This window comes from Pseudolysobacter antarcticus (assembly GCF_004168365.1).
Taxonomy (GTDB): domain Bacteria; phylum Pseudomonadota; class Gammaproteobacteria; order Xanthomonadales; family Rhodanobacteraceae; genus Pseudolysobacter; species Pseudolysobacter antarcticus.
Map to the genome: position 1 here is coordinate 1,904,586 of NZ_CP035704.1, position 21,636 is coordinate 1,926,221.

Here is a 21,636-nt window from a genome sequence, read left to right on the forward strand (position 1 = left end):
CGCCCTGCAAATCGGCGTTCGATCATTGGTTCTTTCAGTCGGCCGTGACCAGCGATTTCAGGTAGATCGGCGCAAGCGCTTCGCTTTGCATGATTTCGATCAGTTGTTCCTTGGCCAGTTCGAGCAGCGCAAGAAACGTGACCACGACACCGAGCCGACCTTCCTCGACCTTGAACAACGACACGAAGTCGTGGAACTCGCCATCGTGCAGACTTTGCAAGACATCGCTCATGCGCTGACGGACCGACAAGGCCTCGCGTTTGATCGCGTGATGGCCGTGCAGTTCACCGCGCTTGAGCACGTCTTTCAGCGCCAGCAGCAGTTCGCGCAGATCCACCGGTGGCGGCAGACGAATCACATTCTTGTCCGGCACATCCACCGAGGCCAACGCAAAGTCACGCTCCAGGCGCGGCAGTGCTTCGATCTCCTCGGCAGCCTTTTTGAAACGTTCGTATTCTTGCAAACGCCGGATCAATTCGGCGCGTGGATCGTGTTCCTCGCCTTCGGCAGCAGGCGGGCGCGGCAGAAGCAAACGCGATTTTATTTCTGCCAGGATCGCCGCCATCACCAGATATTCGGCCGCCAGTTCCAGGCGCAGGTTCAGCATCAGATCGATGTAGTCGACATACTGGCGCGTGATCTCCGCGACCGGTATATCGAGGATGTCCAGATTCTGTCGGCGAATCAGGTACAGCAATAAATCCAGCGGCCCTTCGAACGCTTCGAGAATGACCTCGAGTGCATCCGGCGGAATATACAAATCCTGCGGCATTTCCAGCATCGGCTGGCCGCGTACCAGCACCAGCGGCATTTCCTGCTGCTGCGGCACGGGATGAAAAATTCCTGTGCCGGGTGTTGTTTCCACAGATTCTGCGGCTTGAGCGGAACTCATTTCACGAAACTTCTGCGCGCACTGCTATGCGTATAGCTGCGCCACGAAATGTGCGGTTGCGGATGCGCGAGCAGCCCGTCAAATACGCGCAATTCGCCTGCACACACTGGGTTTATCGAATGAGTTTCAGTCATGCTAATGATTGGTGAAACCGCGAATATCCGCGTCTGCGGTCGTCGGTTCGAGCTGATATTGCATCAAGCAGCGCGCCCTGTGGCGCTGCCGTATCGGTCAAAGCAGCGGCGCTTCGCCCTTGCCTTGCCGCGTTATTTGCGGATTGTCGCCGAGCAGGTCGATGACCGTGGTCGGTTCATTGCCGCAGAAACCACTATCCAGAAAAAGATCCACATCGCGCTCAATGCGCTGATACAAGTCGTCCACTTCCCAGCCGCTCATGTCCTCATTCGGAAGAACCAGGCTCGAACTCAACAAAGGTTCGCCGAGTTTTTCCACGAGGGCCAACGCGGTCGGATGATCCGGTATGCGCACCCCGACGGAACGTTTTTTCTCCTGCTGCAATCGCCGCGGCAGTTGCGCGGTGGCTGGCAGAATGAAGGTATATGCGCCCGGAGTAAGCGATCGGATCAGGCGAAATGCCGCGTCATGCATGCGTGCGTAGGTGCCGATCTCGCTAATAGTGCGACACACTACGGTAAAGTTATGCTTGAAGTCCAGTCCCCTGAGCTTTATCACGCGCGTCTGTGCTTCGCGACTGTCCAGATGCCAGCCCAGTGCGTAGCCCGAATCGGTGGGGTAGGCGATCAACCCGCCGTTGCGCAAAAGATCGCTGGCCTGCGCGATCAGACGTGCTTGTGGATGTGTCGGATGTACTTCAAGTCGGTTGCCCATAAGCGCAGCGTGGCTGCTGCGCGCAAAACCGTCAAGCCTGCCATTCGTGCAGCTATCGGTTAGCATATGCGATTGAGAATTGCCGGTTGAAGAGGTTTGTATGTGGTACGCCATCGAAGGCACAGACAATGCGGATTCGCTGGAGCAGCGCAAATCTGCGCGACCGGCGCATTTGGCGCGATTGCAGGCGCTGTGCGATGCCGGGCGCCTGTTGTTGTGCGGGCCATTTCCGGCGATCGATAGCGAGGATCCGGGCCCGGCGGGTTTTACCGGCAGCCTGATCGTCGCGGAATTTTCCGATCTCGCCGCAGCACAAGCATGGGCCGAGCAGGATCCGTATATCGCCGTTGGTGTTTATCGCTCCGTCAGCGTGCGCCCGTTCAAGCGCGTGTTGCCGTGAGTGCGAATGTGTCGCCGCAGGATATTGCAAAAGATCGCCTTGCATCGATCCGCTCGCGACTTGAAACGGTGTTGATGCCGCAGCAACTTGAAGTGCTGGACGAAAGTCACAAGCATGTCGGCCATGCCGGCGCACGTGATGGCCGTGGTCATTTTCGTGTTCGTATAATCAGTGACGCATTTCGCGGGCATGCTTTGCTGGCACGCCATCGACTGATCTACGCGGCGCTCGGATCAATGATGCAAACCGATATTCACGCACTCGCCATCGAGGCGCGTGCCCCCGAAGAAGTTGATTGAAGGAAGGGATGTTCTATGCGTAATAAGTTTTTATTGGTGCTGACGATTCTGGTCGCGGGCTGCAATTCTTCGGGCTCGTCGGATCAAGGTCCAGTTCATTTCACTGGCGATAGCCCGGCGGTGGAAACGGTCAACGGTGTGGTCATTTCGCAGGCGCTGTTGGATGCTTATGTGCGCGGCCACAATGTCAATCTGGGAGAGCCCGATGCACGCCAGAAAGCACTCAAGGATCTCGCCGATTATGTGTTGTTGTCCGAGGAAGCCAAACGCGCGCAATACGACACCGGTGTGCAATTTCAAGCCGATGTAGAGGTCACGCGGCTGCAAGCTATAGCCACCGCAACTGCCGCGCAGATCGAAAAACAAACGCCACTGAGCGATGAAACTCTCAAAGCCGAATACGATCAACAGATCGCGCGCGCTGGAAAATTCATATATTCATTTTCGCAATTATTGTTTGCCGATGAGGCGGATGCATTGGGGGCTGCCGGTGATATCGTATCGGGCAAACCTTTTTCAGAAGTTTTCGAGACTTGGAAGAAAAAAGCCAAGCAGGCCAAGACCTACCCTCAAGTGCGTCTGAGTCAATTGCCTGAGCCGCTGGCCAAAGTCGTGCAGGAACTTAAACCCGGCGATAGCACCAAGGTGCCGATCAAAACCGAGTTTGGCTGGCATGTACTCAATCTCGTCAGCACCACACCGTTCGTGCCGACTTCGTTCGATACCGTCAAGGAGGCAGTGCGTCGCACCATGCTCGAACAGGCTTTGAGTCAGCGCGTAAAAACCTTGCGCGAGCAAGCGCAGATTATTGTGGTGGGCGGCACTCCTGCGGCTGAACGACCCGCCGTGCCTGCGGCGCCCTCTGCGGCATCCCCAGCACCTGAAGCGGTGAAAAAGAACTGAACAATAGTCGCCAAAAAAAATCCGGCGTAATGCCGGATTTTTCGTCTTTGACTTCGTGAACAGTCTGAATTTGATCAGACCGCAGCGGCCGTACTCACCGCCAATGACTTGCGGTACGCATTCAATTCCAGCGCGGTCGTGAAAGTTTTGCCGAACAACTGCGACAAATTGTGCAGGATCATCTTGATCACGCGCTTTTCCCAGACCTTGTCGAAATGGATCTGTTTCGTCAGCCATTCTTCGAGCCAGCCCGGATCGGGCAGGCGCGATTGCACGGTGTCGTTCGGAAAGAGCGCCTTGTTCACATGCAGGTTGGTCGGATGCAACGGCTTGCCGGCGCGCGATACCGAGGTCATCAGCACGCCGATTTTGGCGAACGCGCGACGCGCTTCATCACCGGTCTTGTCGATCGCGCGTTTCATGTATTTCAGGTATGCCCCGCCGTGGCGCGCTTCGTCGGTCGAGATGGTTTCGTAGATCTGCTTGATGACGGGTTCGGTATGCCATTGCGAGGCGCACTTGTACCAGCGCGTCAGACGCAGTTCGCCGCAGAAATGCAGCATCAGGGTTTCCAGCGGCGGTGCCGGATCGAACGGAAAACGCACCGCGTGCAGCTCTTCTTCGGTCGGCAGCAGATCGGGACGGAAACGACGCAGATATTCCATCAGCACCAGCGAGTGTTTTTGTTCCTCGTAGAACCAGATCGACATGAATGCAGAGAAATCCGAATCATGTTGATTGTCACGCAGGAACATTTCGGTCGCTGGCAGCGCGGACCACTCGGTGATCGCATTCATCTTGATCGTTTGCGCCTGCTCTTCGGTCAAGAGGCTGGCGTCGAAACTTTCCCACGGAATATCCGTATGCATGCTCCAGCGAGCCTGCTCGAGTTCCCTGAAAAGTTTGGCGTAAAGCATTATTGTTCTCCTGTGCCCGCGACGTATTTGCTGTCGGATAGATATGATTTGTGGCTGTAGCGAGATTGCCAAGTGACAGATATACCACTAGATGCGGCACGACTGTGTGACTTCAGGCGGAAACTACGGCAGTTCGACCTTCACCGTTGGCACCCAGCCTGTCGCACGATGCTCGGCCACAACGTTGGTGTAAATGCCGCCGCGCACGCCGAATTCGGCGGTCAGGCGCATGAAATGCGGCTGCGTCGCGGCGACCAGATCGTCAAGCATGCGATTGGTCACTGCCTCATGGAACGCGCCTTCATCGCGAAAACTCCAGATGTACAGTTTCAGTGATTTCAGTTCGACGCAGCTTTCTGCCGGGATGTAATCCAGCAACAGCGTGGCGAAGTCCGGCTGGCCGGTTTTCGGGCACAGGCAGCTGAATTCGGGCATCCGCATGTGGATGGTATACTGCCGCTGCGGTTGTGGATTTGGAAACGTTTCTAGCGTCTTGCTGGGGGCGGTCGACACGGCCGATCAACTCCTGAAATCATCGTAGCGGGCGCGCAAAGGTAGCCGAATGAGCGCCTGCCGGCAATTTTTATTGGTCTGCGCCAGCACTGGCGCGCTACCCGGAATGTGTTTCTAGCAACGATGCGCCTGACAACCATAAAACTCTCCGGCTTCAAGTCGTTCGTCGATCCCACCACGCTGCATTTGCCGACCAATATGACCGGCATCGTCGGTCCGAACGGCTGCGGCAAATCCAATATCATCGACGCGATCCGCTGGGTGATGGGCGAGAGTGCGGCCAGCCGATTGCGTGGCGACAATCTCACCGACGTGATTTTTTCCGGCTCGTCCGGGCGCAAGCCTGTCGGCGTCGCGAGCGTCGAGATGATCTTCGACAATAGCGATGGCACGGTCGTTGGCGAGTACGCCACGTACAGCGAGATTTCGGTCAAGCGCACGGCCAGTCGTGATGGTGTGTCGCATTATTTTCTGAACGGCGCGCGTTGCCGCCGCCGCGATATCACTGATCTTTTCCTCGGCACCGGCCTGGGCGCACGCAGCTACTCGATCATCGAGCAGGGCATGATTTCGCAAATCGTGGAATCGCATCCCGAAGAATTGCGCGTGCATCTCGAAGAAGCGGCCGGCATCTCCAAATACAAGGAGCGCCGCAAGGAAACCGAATCGCGCATCAAGGCCACGCGCGAAAATCTCGAACGCCTCAATGACGTGCGCGACGAGGTCGATAAGCAGATCGAACATCTCAAGCGCCAGGCCAAGGCCGCCGAGCGCTGGCAGGAACTCAAGAACGAGCAGAAACAACGTGAGGCCGAATTGCGCGGCCTGCATTACCGCAGCATCAATGCCGATTTGACCGAACACAGCAACGCGCTGAAGCAGGCCGAAGTCGGCATCGAGGCGATGGTTGCGGATCAGCGCCAGATTGAAGCGCAACTCGAAGGTCAGCGCGAGCGCCATCAGGGTGCCAGCGAGCATCTGAATCTGGTGCAGGGCGATGTTTACAAGGTCGGTGGCGAGATCGCCAGAGTCGAGCAGCAAATCCAGCATAGCCGGCAGTTGGCCGAAAGTCTGGAGCGCACGCGCGCCGAAGCCGACCACGCGCATCGCGAACTGGCGAATCACATCGCCTCGGATCACACACAGATCGAAGCGCTGCAGTTTTCACTGGCTGATGGCGAACCCAAACTCGACGCGCTGAACGAGCAGAATGAGCTCGCGATTGCCGCGCAGCGCGACGCCGAAGCCAAGCTTGCCGAATGGCAGGCGCAATGGGATGGATATGCCAAATCCAGCGGTGAATCCTCGCAAGCCGCGGAAGTCGAACGCACGCGCCTGGATTATCTCGACCGCCAATGTCTGGATGCGTCGCGTCGACTCGACTCGCTGGAAGCGGAAAAACGCGCGGCAGATTTGAATGCATTGCACCAGCTCGCTGAGAATCTTGGTATCGAGCAGGAGACGCAACGCGACAAGGTCGAAACGTTCACGCAACTCGTCGACGAACGCAAGATCGCGCACGAGCGTGTACTCGAAACCGAGCGGCAAACTCAGAGTTCGCTCAACGAAACACGTCAGCGTTTGCAGACGTTGCGCGGTCGCCTGGCTTCGCTCGAAGCGCTGCAACACGCCGCACTCGGCCAGGAAAAAAGTCCGGCGACGGCATGGCTCGAACGTCTTGGTCTGGACAAGGGCCAGCGCCTGGGCGCGGTGCTCGATGTCGATGCCGGCTGGGAGCGTGCGGTTGAAGCCGTGCTCGCCGGTTTGCTCGAAGGCGTACTGGTTGAAGCGCCGCTGTCGCATCTCGATGAACTTGCCGAATTGCGCGATGCCGATCTGGCGTTGTTCGCACCGAAACACGGCGAGGTCGGCGAAGTTGCTGCGGGCGAAATCAGCGGCACACTCGCCGCAAAGGCGCGCGGTCCGGTCTCGGCGATGGGCATACTTGCGCAAGTCTGGGTTGCCGACAGCCTGCAGCAGGCGCAGGCGATTGCAGCACAGCTCAAGCCCGGACAATCGGTGATCACGCCGGAAGGCGAGTGGCTTGGCGCAGGTTTTGTGCGCGTGCTGCGCAAGGACGGTGCACAAGCCGGCGTGCTGGTGCGCGAGCGTGAAATCCACGCGCTGAATGCGCAACTCGAAGAGCTCACTGCGCGCACCGACGAGCATACCGAGCAACTCGACAAACTCAAATCCGACAAGGTCGAAGCCGAGCGTCATCGCGACGATGCACAGCGCGAGTTGTACATGGCGCACCGACGTCAGGCGGAAATCGCCGGACAGTTGCAAAGCCATCGCGGCAAGCTCGAAACCGCGCAGGCACGACTCGAAAAAGTCGATGTCGAGCTGAATGCGATCCACGAAAAACTCGACATCGATCAGACCCACGCGCGCGAAGCACGCGCGCGCCTGGAGCAAGCTGTGGAGAGCATGGGCGAGCTTGAGCAGCAGCGACAACATCTTGATGGCGAGCGTCGGCGTTTGCTCGAAACGCGCGAAGAAAGTCGCATGAACGCGCGCGAGATCGCCGATCAATCACAACAGCTTGCGCTGAGCATCGCATCGAAACGATCGTCGATCGTCTCGCTCGAACAAGCCTTGCAGCGCATGCACGGTCAGCTCGCGCAGCTCGAATCGCGCAAGAACGAAATCGCCGCGCAACTCGAGCTTGGCAGCGATCCGCTCACGGCGCTCGAAGGCGAACGTCAGACCTATCTCAATCAGCGTCTGCTGGTGGACAAACAGCTGGTCGAGGCGCGCAAGGCGCTGGAAGATTGCGACGGCGAATTCCGCCGTCTCGAACAGCAACGGCATCACATCGAACATCAGCTCAACCAGAAGCGCGAAGGTTTGTCGCAGCAGCGTCTCGGTGAACAAAGTCTGCGTCTGCGCGCGCAGAGTCTGGCCGAAGCGATCGCTGAAACCGGGCTCGAACTCGACGCCGTGCTCGCCGTATTGCCGGTCGATGCGGATGCCACGCGCTGGCAGGAACAGCTCACCGAACTCGAGCACAAGATTCGCCGCTTGGAGCCGGTCAATCTGGCGGCGATCCAGGAATACGAAGAACAATCGCAGCGCAAGACCTATCTCGATGCGCAACTGACCGATCTGAATACCGCGCTCGAAACCCTCGAAGGCGCGATCAAAAAAATCGACAAGGAAACACGCCAGCGTTTCAAGGAAACCTTCGACAAGGTCAATGCCGGATTGCAGGAATTGTTTCCGCGGCTGTTCGGTGGTGGCCACGCTTATCTGGAATTGACTGGTGAAGATTTATTGTCGACCGGCGTGGCGATCATGGCGCGTCCGCCGGGCAAACGCGTGACCTCGATCACCTTGCTTTCGGGCGGTGAAAAAGCGCTGACTGCAGTCGCGCTGGTGTTTTCGATATTCCGCCTCAACCCTGCGCCGTTCTGCTTGCTTGACGAGGTTGATGCGCCGCTCGATGAAGCCAACGTCGGACGTTTTTCGAGTATGGTCAAGGAAATGTCCGAACACGTGCAGTTCCTGTTCGTGACCCACAACAAAGGCACGATGGAAGCCGCGATGCAGCTCTGCGGCGTGACCATGCGCGAACCCGGCGTATCGCGCCTGGTGCAAGTGGATCTGGAAGAAGCGACGAAACTGGTCGGCGCGGCCTGAGCTTCGATCGGGATAGCGCGCGATTTTTCGCGTGAATCGAATGTGCCGGAGGCTGCGCGTTTTCGCTGCGTTAACACCAGGAATGTAAACTGCTGCTTGATCGGAGCTGCGTGCCCAAGAGGCGCGAACTTGCAGAACGCACTGCAACCAGAATTTGTAGCGGAGTTGGAATGGACACACAGGCGCTCAGCGCGAACGAACTACGCATCATCCTCGGCGTTCTTGGCGTCGTTGTCATTGCGCTGATCTATTATTTCGGACGCCCGAAAAAGCCCGGCCAGGGCAAACGAATCCTGTTCAAGCGCAGTGGTGGACGGATCGAGCCAACCCTCGGCGAAGGTGAGGCGGAGCAGGGCGAACTGAAGGTGAATCGCGATGATATCTCCGACGAATTCCACACGTTCGGCGAAGCGCGCAGCAATGGCGGCGCTCCCGCAGAAACCGCGCCGCCACGCGATGCACATGTCGGCGTGCGTCCGCCGCAGCAACCGATCGAGCGCATCGTAACGTTGTTTGTGACCACGCGTGGCGCCGAGACAATTCCGGGCAGCGATCTTGTTGTCGCGGCCGAGAAGGCCGGGCTGCAATTCGGCAACTTGAATATTTTCCATCGCCCGGTGGCAGGGCGTCCCGAGGCAGGGCCGATTTTCAGTGTCGCCAACATGGTCAAGCCCGGCAGTTTCGACATGAGCAAGATCGATGAGTTGCAAACGCCGGGCGTGACTTTTTTCATGACCTTGCCCGGTCCGCTGCCGGCACTGGATGCGTGGGATGCGATGTTGCCGTGCGCGCAGCGTCTGGCCGAATTGCTCGATGGCAATGTGCTCGATGAAGAACGCAATGCGCTTGGTCGGCAGCGCGTCGCGCATATTCGTGACGAACTGCGCGCATTCGATCGCAAGCAGGAACGCAATAACATCAAGCCGAACTGGTAATTTCGCGATCTGATCCGCCAGCCGATCGCCGTTTGCCGCGCGCTAGTGTGATTGTTCTACTGACCTCGCCTAGGATGCACCGTCGCCGTTGTGGCGTGTAGTCCATTCCGTCCATCGAGGTGATTTATGGCGAGCAAGCAGATCAAGGCAAGAAAAAATTCCACAGTACGTAGTTCGACAGTTCAGGCCAATCGGCTGTGGCTTGCTGGCCTCGGTGCTTTTTCGCTGACGCAGAAGCGCTTGAGCAAGGCGTATGACGGCTTGGTCATTGAGGGTCGTTCGTTGCAGCATCGCGCACGTTTGTCGGCAGTGAAGTTCTATGGCGAAGCGCAGACTCGGATCAACGCCGTGGTGCAGCCGTTGAGCCACAAGGCGACGCAGGTTGCGTCCGAGGCCAATACGCAGATTGAGGCGAATGTTGCAGCGGTGCTGAAGCGTCTTGGCGTAGCCTCGAAAACCAAAGTCGCGCCGCGCACGGTTCGCAAGCCTGCAGCTGGCAAGAAGCTCAAGCTCGCCAAGTAATTCCGCTATGCGGCGCACTTTGATACGCGCTGCCCGTCAACGATTTCATTCTCCACTCCCAACGCAATAGCACGTTTCGGCCGCGCAAGCGGCCGTCTTTTTATCGGCAGATTGAAAAAATAGATGCGCGTGACGGAACCGGTTTGGATCTACCCGACAGTCGGTGTCACGGACGATAAGCCTGCGCCAGCGTATTCAGATGCAAGCGTTCGGCATCGCGCAAAAATGGCGCCACCAGCACCATCACCTGATGAATGCCGTGACCGAGATCTTCGACCTGCGAATCCGCACGTGCATTGCGCACGGCGTTGTAGTTCAGCCAGAACGTCGTCAGCAGCAAGATATTCTCCGCCGTGGCGCGGATTTCCTCCGCACTCGCGCGCATGATTTCCGCTTCCACCAAACCTTGCAAAACGGCGGTAGCGCTCTGTGCAGCTCGCCGTAGAATGCGGCCGAAATGCAGTTTCAACTTGCGGCTGCGCGAGAGAATATCGACCAGATCGCGGTACAGGAAACGGAACTCCCACATGCACTCGAACACCAGATGCAATTGCAGCCAGATGTCTTCGAGATTGGGCAAGCGTCCTTCCGGCAACAGCAGCGACTGATCCATGCGCGCTTCGAACTGCGCGAATAGATGCTCGACGATGTCTTCCTTGTTGCGATAGTGGTAATACAGATTGCCGGGACTGATTTCGAGCTCGTCGGCGATGTGGTTAGTGGTGACGTTGGGCTCGCCGCGCGTATTGAACAATACGAGGCTGATTTCGAGAATACGTTCGCGCGTTCGTCGTGCCATGCCCGCCATGCCCGCCATTCCCGCAATCCATCTGCCTGCCAGCCGTCAGCGTGCGACTCAACGCCGCGATTCAGCCGCCGAGTTTCTTCACCAAATCGATATATTTCTGCATCGCCTCATCGGACTTCATGTCTTTAAGCTTTCCCCAGGCTTCATTTTTTGCGGTGCCCACAAAATCGAAAAACCCTGGCTTCGGCCCAGAGACATCGCCTTCCGTACTCTGCTTGTAGAGCGCATAAAGTTTCAGCTTCATGTCTGGGTCGGGCGAGTCGGTCAGCTTCATGACGTCTTGCGTGGCGTGTTCGAATTTTGCTTTCAGATCGGACATGACATTCCCTCGATGTCGGTGTGATTTGGTCAGCAGAATCCTGACCAGAAGTGAGTGCGAGCTTGTAGCATGCGTCGCGCAGAGTGGTCAACGCGACTTGTGTCGGATCGTGCTGATATGAACGATGCATTTGCGGCTACTTGGAAGCAGCGCATCTGTGAGACTATCTTGTGACAGACACCAGCATGGGGAGCGCGGCATGAGTTATTTCGTCACCGGAGCCACGGGATTTATCGGTCGGCATTTGCTCGCCAACCTGCTCAAGCGCAAGGGCCGGATTTATTGCCTCGTGCGCAAGAGTTCGCTGAAGAAATTCGCCGAATTAAAAGAGAGTTTCGGCAGCGATAGCGAGCGCCTCGTGGCGGTCACCGGTGATCTGGCCAAACCGCGGCTCGGTGTTACGCCCGCACAACTCAAGGAGCTGGGCGGCAAGATCCGTCATATCTTCCATCTCGCCGCAATCTACGATCTGTCGGCGAGTGCGGAAAGCCAGCAGGTCGCGAATATCGACGGCACTCGCAACGCCGTGGAGCTGGCCGATGCGATCAAGGCCGGATGTTTCCACCACGTCAGCTCGATCGCCGCCGCCGGCCTGTATCCGGGCGTATTTCGCGAAGACATGTTCGCTGAGGCTGAAGGTCTCGATAACGCCTATTTCCGCACCAAACACGATTCCGAAGGCATCGTGCGCGACGAGTGCAAAGTGCCGTTTCGCATTTATCGTCCTGGCGCCGTGGTTGGACATTCGAAGACCGGCGAAATCGACAAGATCGATGGCCCGTATTATTACTTCCGCCTGATCAAGAAACTGCGCGAAGCGTTGCCGGCGTGGATGCCGACGATCGGTATCGAGGGCGGTCGCATCAATCTCGTGCCGGTGGATTTTGTGGTCGATGCGATGGATCACATTGCGCACAAACCGGGCCTCGATGGGCAGTGTTTCCATCTCACCGATCCCGCGCCGCGCCGCATCGGCGAGGTACTGAACATCTTCGCGCGCGCCGGCCATGCACCGCAGATGACGATGCGCATCGACGCGCGGATATTCTCGTTCATTCCCTCGGCGATCAAGCAAGCACTGGCGAGTCTGCCGCCGATCAAACGTTTCACCAGCGTGCTGTTGCGCGATCTTGGCATTCCTGCCGAGACCATGCAGCTCATCAACTATCCGACCCGTTTTGATACGCGCGAAGCCGATCGCGCCTTGCGCGGCAGCAAGATACGTGTGCCCGATCTGGAAACCTACGCGTGGCGCCTGTGGGATTATTGGGAACGCCATCTTGATCCCGATCTGTTTGTCGATCATTCGCTGACCGGCAAAGTGAAGGGGCGTATGATCGTCATCACCGGCGGTTCGTCCGGCATCGGCAAGGCGGCGGCGCTGAAGATTGCGGCGGCGGGCGGCAAGGTCGTGATTTGCGCGCGTGGGCAGGATGAACTCGATACGACCAAAAAAGAGATCGAGGCGGCTGGCGGAGTCTGCTTTACTTACGTCACCGATCTGGCCGATCTGGCGTCCTGCGATGCGCTGGTGAAAACGGTGCTGGCCGAACATGGTGCAGTCGACGTGCTCGTGAACAATGCCGGTCGTTCGATCCGCCGTTCGATCGCACTCAGCTACGATCGTTACCATGATTTCGAGCGCACCATGCAGCTGAATTATTTCGGCGCGCTACGATTGATCATGGGTTTCCTGCCGTCGATGGTGGAAAGACATCGGGGCCACATCATCAATATTTCGTCGATCGGTGTGCTCACGAATGCTCCACGTTTTTCGGCTTATGTCGCGTCGAAAGCCGCGCTCGATGCATTCTCGCGCTGCGCCCAGGCGGAGTTTTCCGACAACGGCATCAGTTTCACCACGATCAACATGCCGCTGGTTAAAACGCCGATGATCGCGCCGACCAAGATGTACGACTACGTGCCGACGCTGACGCCCGAAGAGGCCGCGGATTTCATCGTCGAGGCGATCGTCGAGCGCCCTGTGCGCCTGGCGACGCGTATGGGTACGTTTGCGCAGGTGATGTATGCGGTTGCACCGCGTGCCTACGAAATCATCATGAACAGCGCGTTCCGCTTATTCCCGGATTCGGCCGCGGCAAAAGGCATCAAGGGCATCCGCGAAGAAAAGCAGCAACCGCCATCAAGCGAACAGATTGCCTTGGCCGCACTGATGCGCGGCGTGCATTGGTAAGGTTGCCGAATCGCACGGGATTTCCGGCACGCTTTCATTGATGAATCATTCGCGCGTCACTGCGACGCGCGAATGATTCAAGCGCAAGCCTAGTCGTTCGGCAAATTGTTGAGAACAATCGCCGGCAAGCGATAGCCCAGTAGATTCCACGGCAGCAGATTGCTAAGTACCGTTGGTGCATTTGCATCGGCATCCGCAGTTGCCGTAACTTGGCCGGTCACTGCCGTCAACGCGCGATTGTAATAAGCACCGAGCGTATCGAAATAGGTGTAACGCTGCGCGCTGGCTTGGCCGGATTTTGCCGTCAGCGCGTTATTACTATCGAAGTGCAATGTATCGACCGGCGTGACGCCATCGAACAGCGAACTCAAGTAAACGAAGGTATTGTTCAGATAAATTAACCGGGCCTTGCCGAGGCTTTGATTGATCGTGGTGGTGACATCGGCCGAGCCATCGGTATTCGTGACTTGTGCGTAGGTAATACTCAGTGGGTAATCTTCCAGCACGGTTGCGCTGATGCTGTTGCTGCCGGTTTTTACGTCGGTCGTGCGTGTGACATTGGTATGCTGCGTCAGTGCCTGGATGTAGTGAGTGTCATCGATCGTGAATTGCTGTGCATTGGAAAACGCGACGTTCTGCGTCAGCGTGGTATCGACGCGGCCGTGCGATGTCAGAGCGTAACCGGCGATCGTCGAAATATGCGAACCGGTGACGGTTACCGTGCCGCTCGCCGCCGTGGCCGCATTGTTGATGTTCGGTGCGGTAATCACGAGCTGGTTGTCGATCTGTTGCACCGGTGCCGCAGTCAGCGTGTTGCTAGTCAACGCACCACCAACCTGAGTCGAGCCCGCATCGAGATATAGCAGCAAGGTTGCGGTGGTTGCGAAATGATCCTGGGTGTTGAATACGCTCAGACTCAAAGTATGCGGCTGACCATCGTTGAGCATTGCGGCGAACGGGGTCAGGTCGACACGATAGGGTTTGAAGTTGAGCGCTTGTACGCCGGGAATCGGGCGCCATAGATACGGATCGATACCGCCAGTGTAAATCCACGGAAATACTGGCGCCACGCCCGCGGGCTGGCCGTCGATGCTAACTTCGGTTTCGCGAAAACCGCTACCCCCACAGGATTGCAGCTCGGCCGACAGTTGATTCGGCACACACAGGTACCAGAATTCGTCACCAGCCTGGCTTTGCGCAATCACGTCGAGATATACGCGTTCAATATTCGTCGGCAGGGTAAATGTCGCCGAGTTTTTATCGGTCGCACTACCAACACTGACCGTGCCGCCGGTGGCGCTGCTCGACATCGGTAGCACGACATCGGGCAAAGCCGGCGTCGGCGCGTTGGCCACGGCCGGATAAAACAGCAGATCGGCGCTGCCGGTGATGATGCCGGTATAGGTACTGTCGACGGTATTGCCGAGATCGGCGCGTCCTGATTGTGTTGTTGCGAGCAGCGCGGAATAGTCGGTGATGTCACGCTCGACATGCCAGCTCGGATTCACCGCGGCGGAGGGTTCTTGCGTGGTTCCGAAATACACGTTCACGCCGCCGATCCAGATTTCCGCAGTGCGATCGAATTGTCGGCCGGCATTGACTGAAAAATCCGCGCTCAGCACGACGGCGGCCCACGGTTTGGGGCAGGCGGAGGGTGGCGCGTAGTCGAACGGTTTGCTGCTGTAATCGGCAAACGTCTGGCCGACCAGCAGGTGCACCACACATGGCGTAGTTGAAGGGCGTGGCACCCCCGGATCGGCTTGCGTGACGCCGGTTGCGCCGATCGCGGGAGCATGTGGCAAGGTATCCGCCACTGATGCCGCGGGAGCGATAACGAGCACCGCCAGCAATGAAGAAAAAAGTACGGTGAAACGACGTTGATACGATCGAATATCCATTTTGCACTCCCGCTATTTGACTGACCCCGAGCATGGAAGGTAGCACCGCAGCGCTACACGTCAATAGCCGTTGCTGCGGAGTGATCGACGGATTTTTCGGCTCCACAAACGAGAAATCCGCCAGTCGTCACGCAGGGGAGGGACTGCGCATATGACGACTGACGGATTTGCAACGGGTAAAGCGTGACGATCAATAGCGTGCAATTGTGATGCGGTTTTCAAGGCATTTCAGCCTTGCATTATTTGCAATTATTTACCGGAGTTGCTGGCCTCAATTTGCGGAGGCCGCACCGATATGTAGCGCACCGATCGTTCCGCGATTATTTCTTTGGTGCGGATTTCGCCGTCTTGCGCGCACTTGTCGCGGCCGGCGTTGCGGTCTTTTTCGCGGCAAGTTGCGCATCTTCGAGATCCTTGGCGAGATCAGCCAGATCGTCACGCGATTTCCGCGGCGTCTTGCTCGCAGCGGGTTTCGCTGCAGCCTTTGCCGTCGGTTTTGCGCTGGCAGCGGGAGCTGCTTTCGCTGGCGTCTTGTTGATCTGCTTGCTCAGCGCGTCAACTCGATCGATCAGGGTTTGCAGTTCCTTGCGACTCGGCACACCGAGACTACCGAGCGAGCGTGAGACACGATCCTCGAACACTTTTTCGAGCTTGTCCCAGGTTTCCTGCGTACGCTCTTTCACCTGGCTGACGCTGGTCTCGACCGCGCCGCGCATTTCCTCGACCTTGCCGCTCGTGAAGTGGCGGGTTTTCTGTTCCAGCGCCGTACCTTCCTTGACCAGATTCTCGAATAGCTTGTTGCCTTCTTCCTGTGCTTTGGAAAACGCACCGAGGCCGGCCAGCCAGATCTGCTGCGCGGATTCCATGATCGACTTGCCTAGCGACTCTTTCGATTTCTCGACCTTGGCGGTGGTTTTCGATTTCAGCTTGGGCTTGCTCATGGAATTCTCCGTGTTGTTTATTCTGATGCGGCCGGTGTTATACCGGTGCGTGGAATATCTACTGTAACGACAGACGTTAGAACAATCACACTATGCAAAACCCGCCCACTGACTTCGGTGTATTTGCTGCACGGCAGAAATAACAGCGATTAGCTGAAATCCTCATCGAGACGGCGATTGATTTCACCCTCGATCATCGGTTTCAGTGCACCGAACAGAAAGCCCAATTCGGCGTGGACATGGATCTCGCCCTTGCTGATCGCGATCGTGCCGTTCACGCCGGAACGCGTGAAATGCAGCGTGTTGGCTTGCCATTCGGTTTTGACGTCCAGTTTTTTGGTCATCGCCGCGGCGGTGTGAGTGACGGCCGCTTTTGCATCCTTGATCGACTTGGAATGCGGGCGACGAATATCGATGCTTGGCATGCGTTGAAACTCGGTTGATTCAAGTGCATGTATGATGCCCGAATCTGCCAATCAAGGCATCCGGCGATCCGGTTTTGTCTTGCCGGCATGGGGTCTGTGCTACATTGCCGCGCAGAAAAAAGCCAAAAGAATTAAGCAAACGGATTTTGATGCGACTGACATTTCCCAATGCCGAGCAACAGGATGTGATGACCGATGCCGGCATCATCAGTCTTGGCGCCAACGCGGAAAACACCATCGTGCTGACCGGCGATGGCGTACAGCCGTTGCATGCGTATATTTTTGTCGATGCACGCGGCATCGTGCTCAACGTCACGCCGCCGGCGCGTGTGCATGTCAACGCGCGACCGGTTCGCGAAAAGGCGCTGCTGCGCCTCGGTGATGTGCTTAGCATCGATACCCTGCAAATTCTGCTCAAGCCGGATCGCGATAGCGACATCCGTACCCAGCTGACCGAGATCAAGTTACCGCAAACACGGGCGATGCAGAGCGACAAGCCAGCCGCAGATGCACCGCGTTGCACACCCTCGCGCGTGGCTCTGCGTGGGATATCCGGCGGTCATTTTGGTCGCATCGTGGCGTTGCGCGGACGCCTGACTATCGGCAGCGGCGCGCATTGCGATTTGCGCCTGGACGAGCCGCAAATGCCGCGTGAACACGCCGTCATCGAGTGTATCGATGATGTGATCCAGTTGCGCGACCTCGATTCGACGCAAACGACGCGCGTCAACGGCGTTGTGGTGCGCGATGCGGTGTTGCATTCAGGCGATCAGATCGAGTTCGAGCGCAACCGGTTTGTGATCGAAGCGCCGGGTTTGCCGCAGCGCCTGCTCTCCGGTGCCGAACCCGAATCGCAAGCCGATCAGCTCACCCAATCGTGGCGTTTGCCAGTGGTTCCAGAAACTGCGCCAGCGCCGAGCAAACCCGCGCCGCGCGGTGAGATCTGGTGGCTGATCGGCGCGGCGGCATTGATTGGTATCGCCATCGCTGCTGCACTGCTGATCAAGTTCTAGGCGCGGCAGCAGGTTTTGCTGCAGTCAGCCAGCGTTTCCACGGTAGTCGCAGCGCGAACAACAACGCTAGGACGGCGGCATAAATCAGCGGCTCGCGGACATCCTTTTTCACGAGCCAGTAAAAGTGCAGCACCGCGAGCACGCCGATCAAGTAGATCAGCTTGTGCAGGCGCCCCCAATTGCGACCGAGGCGACGCATCATGCCCTTGGTCGAGGTGATCGTCAGCGGCAATAACAGTAGCCACGCGCTGAAGCCGACAGTGATGTACGGGCGCTTGATGATCTCGGCAAAAATCTGCGTCCACAGCCCCTGCAGATCGAGGCTCAGGTACACCGCCAGATGCACGCTGGCATAGAAAAACACAAACAATCCGAGCATGCGTCGGAACCGGATCCACTGCGCCCAGCCGGTGATGCGCCGCAACGGCGTCATCGCCAGCGTGATCAGCAAAAACCGCAGCGCCCAGTCACCGCTGCGATGTTCGAGTTCGGCGACCGGATCGGCACCCAGATCATTATTCAGCAATCGCCATAACAGCCACGCGATTGGCGCGAGACATAAAAGAAAAACCAGCGGCTTGAGCGCGGCAGCACGATCGCGAGGTTTCCACATCGTCAGAAATTCTGATGCAGGTCCATGCCGGCATACAGGCTGGCGACCTGTTCGGCATAACCGTTAAAGGGTTTGGTTTCGATGCGCGGTGCGAACAGTCCGCCACCGGCGCCGATGCGTCGCTCGGTTTTCTGGCTCCAGCGCGGATGATCGACATCGGGATTGACGTTTGAATAAAAGCCGTATTCGTTGGCGGCCGCGTCGTTCCACGAGGTGCGTGGCTGGCGTTCGACAAACTCGATCTTGACGATCGACTTGATCCCCTTGAAGCCGTATTTCCACGGCAGTACCAGACGCAGCGGCGCACCGTTCTGGTTCGGCAATTCGCGCCCGTACATGCCGGTGGCGAGCAGCGCGAGCGGATTCATCGCCTCATCAATGCGCAAGCCTTCGCGATAAGGCCAATCGAGTGCGGCATAACTCAAGCCCGGCATCTGCGCCGGCCGATTGACCGTAGTGAAGGCGACATATTTTGCCTGCGCGGTCGGCTTGAAACGCTTCAGCAGATCGGCCAGCGAAAACCCGGCCCACGGAATCACCATCGACCAGCCCTCGACACAGCGCATGCGATACACGCGCTCCTCGATGCTCTGGCCCTTGAGAATGTCTTCGAGCGTGAAACTGCCGGTGACTTCGGCATGGCCGGCGATTTCCACCGACCACGGTTTTGGCTGGAATTTGCCGGCGTTCTGCGCTGGATCACTCTTGTCAGTGCCGAACTCGTAATAATTGTTGTAGTGCGTCGCGTCCTTGAAGCTGGTCTGTGCTTCGCCGTTGGCGTAATCGGTCTTGCGCGCAAGATCGAGTGTCGGCGAAGAATCTGTCTCGGCTTTCGCATCAGTATTGCCTTGTTTCTGGCCGCAGCCGACCAGCAGCGCCGATCCGGCGAGGCCAAGCGTGCGCAACAGGCGGCGACGACCGAGATAGACCGATTCATCGGTAATTTCCGCAGCAGCGATATCGTCCGGACGTTTGATGAGCATGGCGATCTCATAGGTTCCAAGGTGTGGTTGCGGTTACAGACCGTCCTGAGCGTGGCTCGATTACACACGTTACGCAAGACGTTGCAAATCAATCGCGGGCAAGGCGTGGCTGCGATGCTTGACAAGCTGCGGATTTATTGTTGCAGTGCGGCACCATAAAATCTTCAGCCTACGGAGTTGCCTCGTGAGTCGTGCCTTTAATTTCAGTGCTGGTCCCGCTGCGTTGCCAGAGTCGGTTCTGTTGCAAGCGCAATCCGAAATGCTGGAGTGGGGCAAGGCGCGCGCGTCGGTGATGGAAATCAGTCATCGTGGCAAGGATTTTGAAGCACTCGCGGCCGAGGCAGAAAAAGATCTGCGCGATCTTCTCGACGTGCCGTCGAATTATAAAGTGTTGTTTTTGCAAGGCGGCGCGACCCTGCATTTTGCGCAGCTCGCGATGAACTTCGCGCGCCCCGATCAGACTGCTGATTACATCGTCACCGGCGCGTGGAGCGAGAAGGCGGTGAAAGAAGCCAAGCCGTTGACCCAGGTGCGAATTGCCGCGAGCGACGAAGCCGGCAAGTTCACGGCGATTCCGCCACGCGCGAGTTGGGATCTCGATCCGAATGCCGCATACGTGCACATCGTCGCCAACGAAACCATTCATGGCGTGGAATTCCATACCGTTCCCGATGTTGGAGCGGTGCCGCTGATTTCCGATTTGTCGTCGACGATTCTGTCGCAGCCGATCGACGTATCGCGTTTTGGCATGATCTACGCCGGTGCGCAGAAAAACATCGGACCATCGGGTCTGGTCGTAGTGATCGTGCGCGAAGACTTGCTCGAACGTTGTCCGAAAAGTATTCCGAAGATTCTCAATTACGCCGAGCACGCAGCCAACGGATCGATGCTGAATACGCCGCCGACATTCTCGTGGTATCTCGCCGGTTTGGTATTCAAGTGGGCGAAGGCGCAGGGCGGACTCAAGGCGCTCGGCGAAATCAATCGGCAGAAGCAGGAGCTGCTGTACGGTTATATCGACGGTTCCGGTTTCTATCGCAATCCGGTCGAAATATCCGCGCGCTCGTGGATGAATGTGCCGTTTACCTTACCTAGCGAGAGTCTGGATTCGGTATTCCTCAAGGAGTCCGAGGCGGCGGGTCTACTCGCATTGAAAGGCCATCGTGCGGTCGGTGGCATGCGCGCCAGCATCTACAACGCGCTGCCGCTGCAAGGCGTGCAGGCGCTGGTTGATTTCATGCGCGATTTCGCTAGTAGAAACGGCTGAGCCATCACTCGGCGCAACGTCTCTTCTCTGGCCCGGTCGCCTGAAAGCCGGCCATCTAAATTTACCTGATAGCTTCCGATGACGGAGGCGGAGCATTGCATGTACAAGATTCAAACGTTGAATAATATTTCGAAGAACGGCCTGAGCCGTTTGCCGACCGGTCAATACAGCGTCGCCAACGAATTTGCCGAACCGGACGCCGTGCTGCTGCGTTCCGCCGACATGCACAAGATCACCATTCCGGCGTCGGTCAAGGCGATCGGTCGTGCCGGTGCGGGCGTCAACAATATTCCGGTGGCGGAGCTTTCCAAACGTGGTGTGCCGGTATTCAACGCGCCGGGCGCGAACGCGAACGCGGTGAAGGAACTGGTGCTGGCAGGCATGCTGATCGCCGCGCGCAATCTCGGTGAGGCGCTGAGTTTTGTCGGTTCGCTGGATGCCAAAGAGGACCTTCATCACAAGGTCGAGGCCCAGAAAAAACGTTTCGTCGGATCCGAACTTGCAGGCAAAACCCTCGGCGTGATTGGCCTCGGCGCGATCGGCGTCAAGGTCGCCAACGCAGCACGCGCGCTCGGCATGCGCGTATTCGGTTTCGATCCGCATATGACAGTCGATGGGGCGTGGCAGTTGTCCGCCGAAGTGGTCAAGGCGGGGTCGCTCAACGAGCTTTACGCCGCGTGCGACTACATCACGTTTCACGTGCCGCTGAACGATGCGACACGTGGAATTTTTGCGGTCGAGTCGCTGGAACACCTGCGCAGTGGTGCGGTGCTGATGAATTTTGCGCGCGAAGGCATCATCGATGCGATCGCGTTGCGTCAAGGGCTGGACGACGGCCGCATCGGCCGTTACGTCTGCGATTTTCCGTCGCCGGAACTGGTCGGCCATGCGCGTGTGATCGCCTTGCCGCATCTTGGCGCATCGACCGCGGAAGCCGAGGAAAACTGCGCGCTGATGGTGGTCGATCAACTGCGCGATTATCTGGAGAACGGCAACATCCAGAACGCGGTGAATTTTCCGAATACTCGCATGGCGCGCGTCGGTGCGGCACGTATCTCGATTGCCAATCTGAATCGGCCGAACATGATCGGTCAACTGTCGCAGGTGATCGGCGCGGCCGGTTTGAATATTTCGCAGATGCACAATGCATCGAAAGGCGATCTCGCCTACAGTTTGCTCGATGTCGATTCGGTTGTGCCCGAATCGCTGGCCACGAGCATCGCCGCGATCGACGGCATCCTTTGCATACGAGTGATCTGAAATGACGACCGACACCGATAACGAAACACCACAGCCGCAGTTC

General features: G+C 57.7%; 21 protein-coding genes. 10 read left to right on the plus strand and 11 right to left on the minus strand.

Annotated elements, in window-relative coordinates; genetic code table 11:
- Positions 1-34: 34 nt before the first annotated feature.
- Entirely contained in the window at positions 35-892 is an 858-nt protein-coding gene (locus ELE36_RS08100; protein ID WP_129832585.1) for a segregation and condensation protein A, read from the minus strand.
- Between the two features lie 231 nt (positions 893-1,123).
- Positions 1,124-1,741 carry an L-threonylcarbamoyladenylate synthase gene (locus tag ELE36_RS08105; protein ID WP_129832586.1) on the minus strand — a complete coding sequence of 206 codons (618 nt, stop codon included), beginning with the start codon at positions 1,739-1,741 and terminating at the stop codon, positions 1,124-1,126.
- A 100-nt stretch (positions 1,742-1,841) separates the two neighbouring features.
- Here ELE36_RS08105 and ELE36_RS08110 point away from each other — a divergent pair, with 100 nt between their 5' ends.
- Genes ELE36_RS08110 through ELE36_RS08120 form a run of 3 tightly spaced genes read left to right on the plus strand, consistent with a single transcriptional unit; the run spans position 1,842 to position 3,343 of the window.
- Positions 1,842-2,141 (plus strand): YciI family protein, encoded by a 300-nt coding sequence (locus tag ELE36_RS08110; RefSeq protein WP_129832587.1) that lies wholly within the window; start codon positions 1,842-1,844, stop codon positions 2,139-2,141.
- Positions 2,142-2,164: 23 nt separating this feature from the next.
- On the plus strand, positions 2,165-2,440 hold the full coding sequence (locus ELE36_RS20705) for a BolA family protein (RefSeq protein WP_277987074.1): 276 nt from the start codon (positions 2,165-2,167) through the stop codon (positions 2,438-2,440).
- A 15-nt stretch (positions 2,441-2,455) separates the two neighbouring features.
- The gene (locus tag ELE36_RS08120; RefSeq protein ID WP_129832589.1) at positions 2,456-3,343 is read left to right on the plus strand and encodes a peptidyl-prolyl cis-trans isomerase; all 888 of its coding nucleotides are present in this window, start codon (positions 2,456-2,458) and stop codon (positions 3,341-3,343) included.
- A 74-nt stretch (positions 3,344-3,417) separates the two neighbouring features.
- Here ELE36_RS08120 and ELE36_RS08125 read toward each other — a convergent pair whose 3' ends face one another.
- Positions 3,418-4,260 carry a ferritin family protein gene (locus ELE36_RS08125; RefSeq protein ID WP_129832590.1) on the minus strand — a complete coding sequence of 281 codons (843 nt, stop codon included), beginning with the start codon at positions 4,258-4,260 and terminating at the stop codon, positions 3,418-3,420.
- 123 nt (positions 4,261-4,383) lie between these two features.
- Entirely contained in the window at positions 4,384-4,773 is a 390-nt protein-coding gene (gene queF / locus ELE36_RS08130; RefSeq protein ID WP_129832591.1) for a preQ(1) synthase, read from the minus strand.
- 123 nt (positions 4,774-4,896) lie between these two features.
- Between queF and smc the strand changes: the two genes are divergently transcribed.
- The 3 genes from smc to ELE36_RS08145 all read left to right on the plus strand — a co-directional run bounded on the left by smc (position 4,897) and on the right by ELE36_RS08145 (position 9,872).
- Complete coding sequence (smc, locus tag ELE36_RS08135) at positions 4,897-8,415, plus strand: chromosome segregation protein SMC (RefSeq protein WP_129832592.1); 3,519 nt, start codon at positions 4,897-4,899, stop codon at positions 8,413-8,415.
- 170 nt (positions 8,416-8,585) lie between these two features.
- Positions 8,586-9,350 (plus strand): cell division protein ZipA, encoded by a 765-nt coding sequence (gene zipA, locus ELE36_RS08140; protein WP_129832593.1) that lies wholly within the window; start codon positions 8,586-8,588, stop codon positions 9,348-9,350.
- A gap of 126 nt (positions 9,351-9,476) precedes the next feature.
- The gene (locus tag ELE36_RS08145; protein ID WP_129832594.1) at positions 9,477-9,872 is read left to right on the plus strand and encodes a phasin family protein; all 396 of its coding nucleotides are present in this window, start codon (positions 9,477-9,479) and stop codon (positions 9,870-9,872) included.
- A 166-nt stretch (positions 9,873-10,038) separates the two neighbouring features.
- On the opposite strand, the gene ELE36_RS08150 is transcribed toward ELE36_RS08145, so the two are convergent.
- Both ELE36_RS08150 and ELE36_RS08155 read right to left on the minus strand, forming a co-directional pair.
- Entirely contained in the window at positions 10,039-10,671 is a 633-nt protein-coding gene (locus ELE36_RS08150) for a TetR/AcrR family transcriptional regulator (RefSeq protein WP_129832595.1), read from the minus strand.
- Positions 10,672-10,741: 70 nt separating this feature from the next.
- The gene (locus ELE36_RS08155) at positions 10,742-10,999 is read right to left on the minus strand and encodes an acyl-CoA-binding protein (protein ID WP_129832596.1); all 258 of its coding nucleotides are present in this window, start codon (positions 10,997-10,999) and stop codon (positions 10,742-10,744) included.
- Positions 11,000-11,198: 199 nt separating this feature from the next.
- Between ELE36_RS08155 and ELE36_RS08160 the strand changes: the two genes are divergently transcribed.
- The gene (locus ELE36_RS08160) at positions 11,199-13,193 is read left to right on the plus strand and encodes an SDR family oxidoreductase (RefSeq protein WP_129832597.1); all 1,995 of its coding nucleotides are present in this window, start codon (positions 11,199-11,201) and stop codon (positions 13,191-13,193) included.
- An 89-nt stretch (positions 13,194-13,282) separates the two neighbouring features.
- On the opposite strand, the gene ELE36_RS08165 is transcribed toward ELE36_RS08160, so the two are convergent.
- From ELE36_RS08165 to ELE36_RS08175, 3 genes are all read right to left on the minus strand, one after another.
- A complete protein-coding gene (locus tag ELE36_RS08165; RefSeq protein ID WP_129832598.1) occupies positions 13,283-15,091 on the minus strand; it encodes a peptide-N4-asparagine amidase in 1,809 nt (602 codons plus the stop codon).
- 320 nt (positions 15,092-15,411) lie between these two features.
- Positions 15,412-16,032 (minus strand): phasin family protein, encoded by a 621-nt coding sequence (locus ELE36_RS08170; protein ID WP_129832599.1) that lies wholly within the window; start codon positions 16,030-16,032, stop codon positions 15,412-15,414.
- Positions 16,033-16,181: 149 nt separating this feature from the next.
- Positions 16,182-16,457, minus strand: a complete 276-nt coding sequence (locus ELE36_RS08175; protein WP_129832600.1) for a polyhydroxyalkanoic acid system family protein — start codon at positions 16,455-16,457, stop codon at positions 16,182-16,184.
- 149 nt (positions 16,458-16,606) lie between these two features.
- On the opposite strand from ELE36_RS08175, the gene ELE36_RS08180 reads away from it, so the two are divergent.
- On the plus strand, positions 16,607-17,470 hold the full coding sequence (locus ELE36_RS08180) for an FHA domain-containing protein (protein WP_129832601.1): 864 nt from the start codon (positions 16,607-16,609) through the stop codon (positions 17,468-17,470).
- Here ELE36_RS08180 and ELE36_RS08185 read toward each other — a convergent pair.
- Both ELE36_RS08185 and msrP read right to left on the minus strand, forming a co-directional pair.
- The gene (locus ELE36_RS08185; protein WP_129832602.1) at positions 17,460-18,083 is read right to left on the minus strand and encodes a protein-methionine-sulfoxide reductase heme-binding subunit MsrQ; all 624 of its coding nucleotides are present in this window, start codon (positions 18,081-18,083) and stop codon (positions 17,460-17,462) included. The two genes, ELE36_RS08180 and ELE36_RS08185, sit on opposite strands and share 11 nt — an antisense overlap.
- A 2-nt stretch (positions 18,084-18,085) precedes the next feature.
- Positions 18,086-19,066, minus strand: coding sequence for a protein-methionine-sulfoxide reductase catalytic subunit MsrP (msrP, locus tag ELE36_RS08190; RefSeq protein WP_129832603.1), 981 nt, complete (start codon positions 19,064-19,066; stop codon positions 18,086-18,088).
- A gap of 184 nt (positions 19,067-19,250) precedes the next feature.
- Here msrP and serC point away from each other — a divergent pair, with 184 nt between their 5' ends.
- On the plus strand, positions 19,251-20,333 hold the full coding sequence (gene serC, locus ELE36_RS08195) for a 3-phosphoserine/phosphohydroxythreonine transaminase (RefSeq protein ID WP_129832604.1): 1,083 nt from the start codon (positions 19,251-19,253) through the stop codon (positions 20,331-20,333).
- Positions 20,334-20,432: 99 nt separating this feature from the next.
- Positions 20,433-21,593, plus strand: a complete 1,161-nt coding sequence (locus ELE36_RS08200; RefSeq protein ID WP_129832605.1) for a 3-phosphoglycerate dehydrogenase family protein — start codon at positions 20,433-20,435, stop codon at positions 21,591-21,593.
- Positions 21,594-21,636: the final 43 nt, after the last annotated feature.

Coding starts and splice junctions, on each gene's coding strand:
- ELE36_RS08100 (WP_129832585.1), bottom strand. CDS start 892: ATGAGTTCCGCTCAAGCCGCAGAATCTGTGGAAACAACACCCGGCACA.
- ELE36_RS08105 (WP_129832586.1), bottom strand. CDS start 1,741: ATGGGCAACCGACTTGAAGTACATCCGACACATCCACAAGCACGTCTG.
- ELE36_RS08110 (WP_129832587.1), top strand. CDS start 1,842: ATGTGGTACGCCATCGAAGGCACAGACAATGCGGATTCGCTGGAGCAG.
- ELE36_RS08120 (WP_129832589.1), top strand. CDS start 2,456: ATGCGTAATAAGTTTTTATTGGTGCTGACGATTCTGGTCGCGGGCTGC.
- ELE36_RS08125 (WP_129832590.1), bottom strand. CDS start 4,260: ATGCTTTACGCCAAACTTTTCAGGGAACTCGAGCAGGCTCGCTGGAGC.
- smc (WP_129832592.1), top strand. CDS start 4,897: ATGCGCCTGACAACCATAAAACTCTCCGGCTTCAAGTCGTTCGTCGAT.
- zipA (WP_129832593.1), top strand. CDS start 8,586: ATGGACACACAGGCGCTCAGCGCGAACGAACTACGCATCATCCTCGGC.
- ELE36_RS08145 (WP_129832594.1), top strand. CDS start 9,477: ATGGCGAGCAAGCAGATCAAGGCAAGAAAAAATTCCACAGTACGTAGT.
- ELE36_RS08150 (WP_129832595.1), bottom strand. CDS start 10,671: ATGGCACGACGAACGCGCGAACGTATTCTCGAAATCAGCCTCGTATTG.
- ELE36_RS08155 (WP_129832596.1), bottom strand. CDS start 10,999: ATGTCCGATCTGAAAGCAAAATTCGAACACGCCACGCAAGACGTCATG.
- ELE36_RS08160 (WP_129832597.1), top strand. CDS start 11,199: ATGAGTTATTTCGTCACCGGAGCCACGGGATTTATCGGTCGGCATTTG.
- ELE36_RS08165 (WP_129832598.1), bottom strand. CDS start 15,091: ATGGATATTCGATCGTATCAACGTCGTTTCACCGTACTTTTTTCTTCA.
- ELE36_RS08170 (WP_129832599.1), bottom strand. CDS start 16,032: ATGAGCAAGCCCAAGCTGAAATCGAAAACCACCGCCAAGGTCGAGAAA.
- ELE36_RS08175 (WP_129832600.1), bottom strand. CDS start 16,457: ATGCCAAGCATCGATATTCGTCGCCCGCATTCCAAGTCGATCAAGGAT.
- ELE36_RS08180 (WP_129832601.1), top strand. CDS start 16,607: ATGCGACTGACATTTCCCAATGCCGAGCAACAGGATGTGATGACCGAT.
- ELE36_RS08185 (WP_129832602.1), bottom strand. CDS start 18,083: ATGTGGAAACCTCGCGATCGTGCTGCCGCGCTCAAGCCGCTGGTTTTT.
- msrP (WP_129832603.1), bottom strand. CDS start 19,066: ATGCTCATCAAACGTCCGGACGATATCGCTGCTGCGGAAATTACCGAT.
- ELE36_RS08200 (WP_129832605.1), top strand. CDS start 20,433: ATGTACAAGATTCAAACGTTGAATAATATTTCGAAGAACGGCCTGAGC.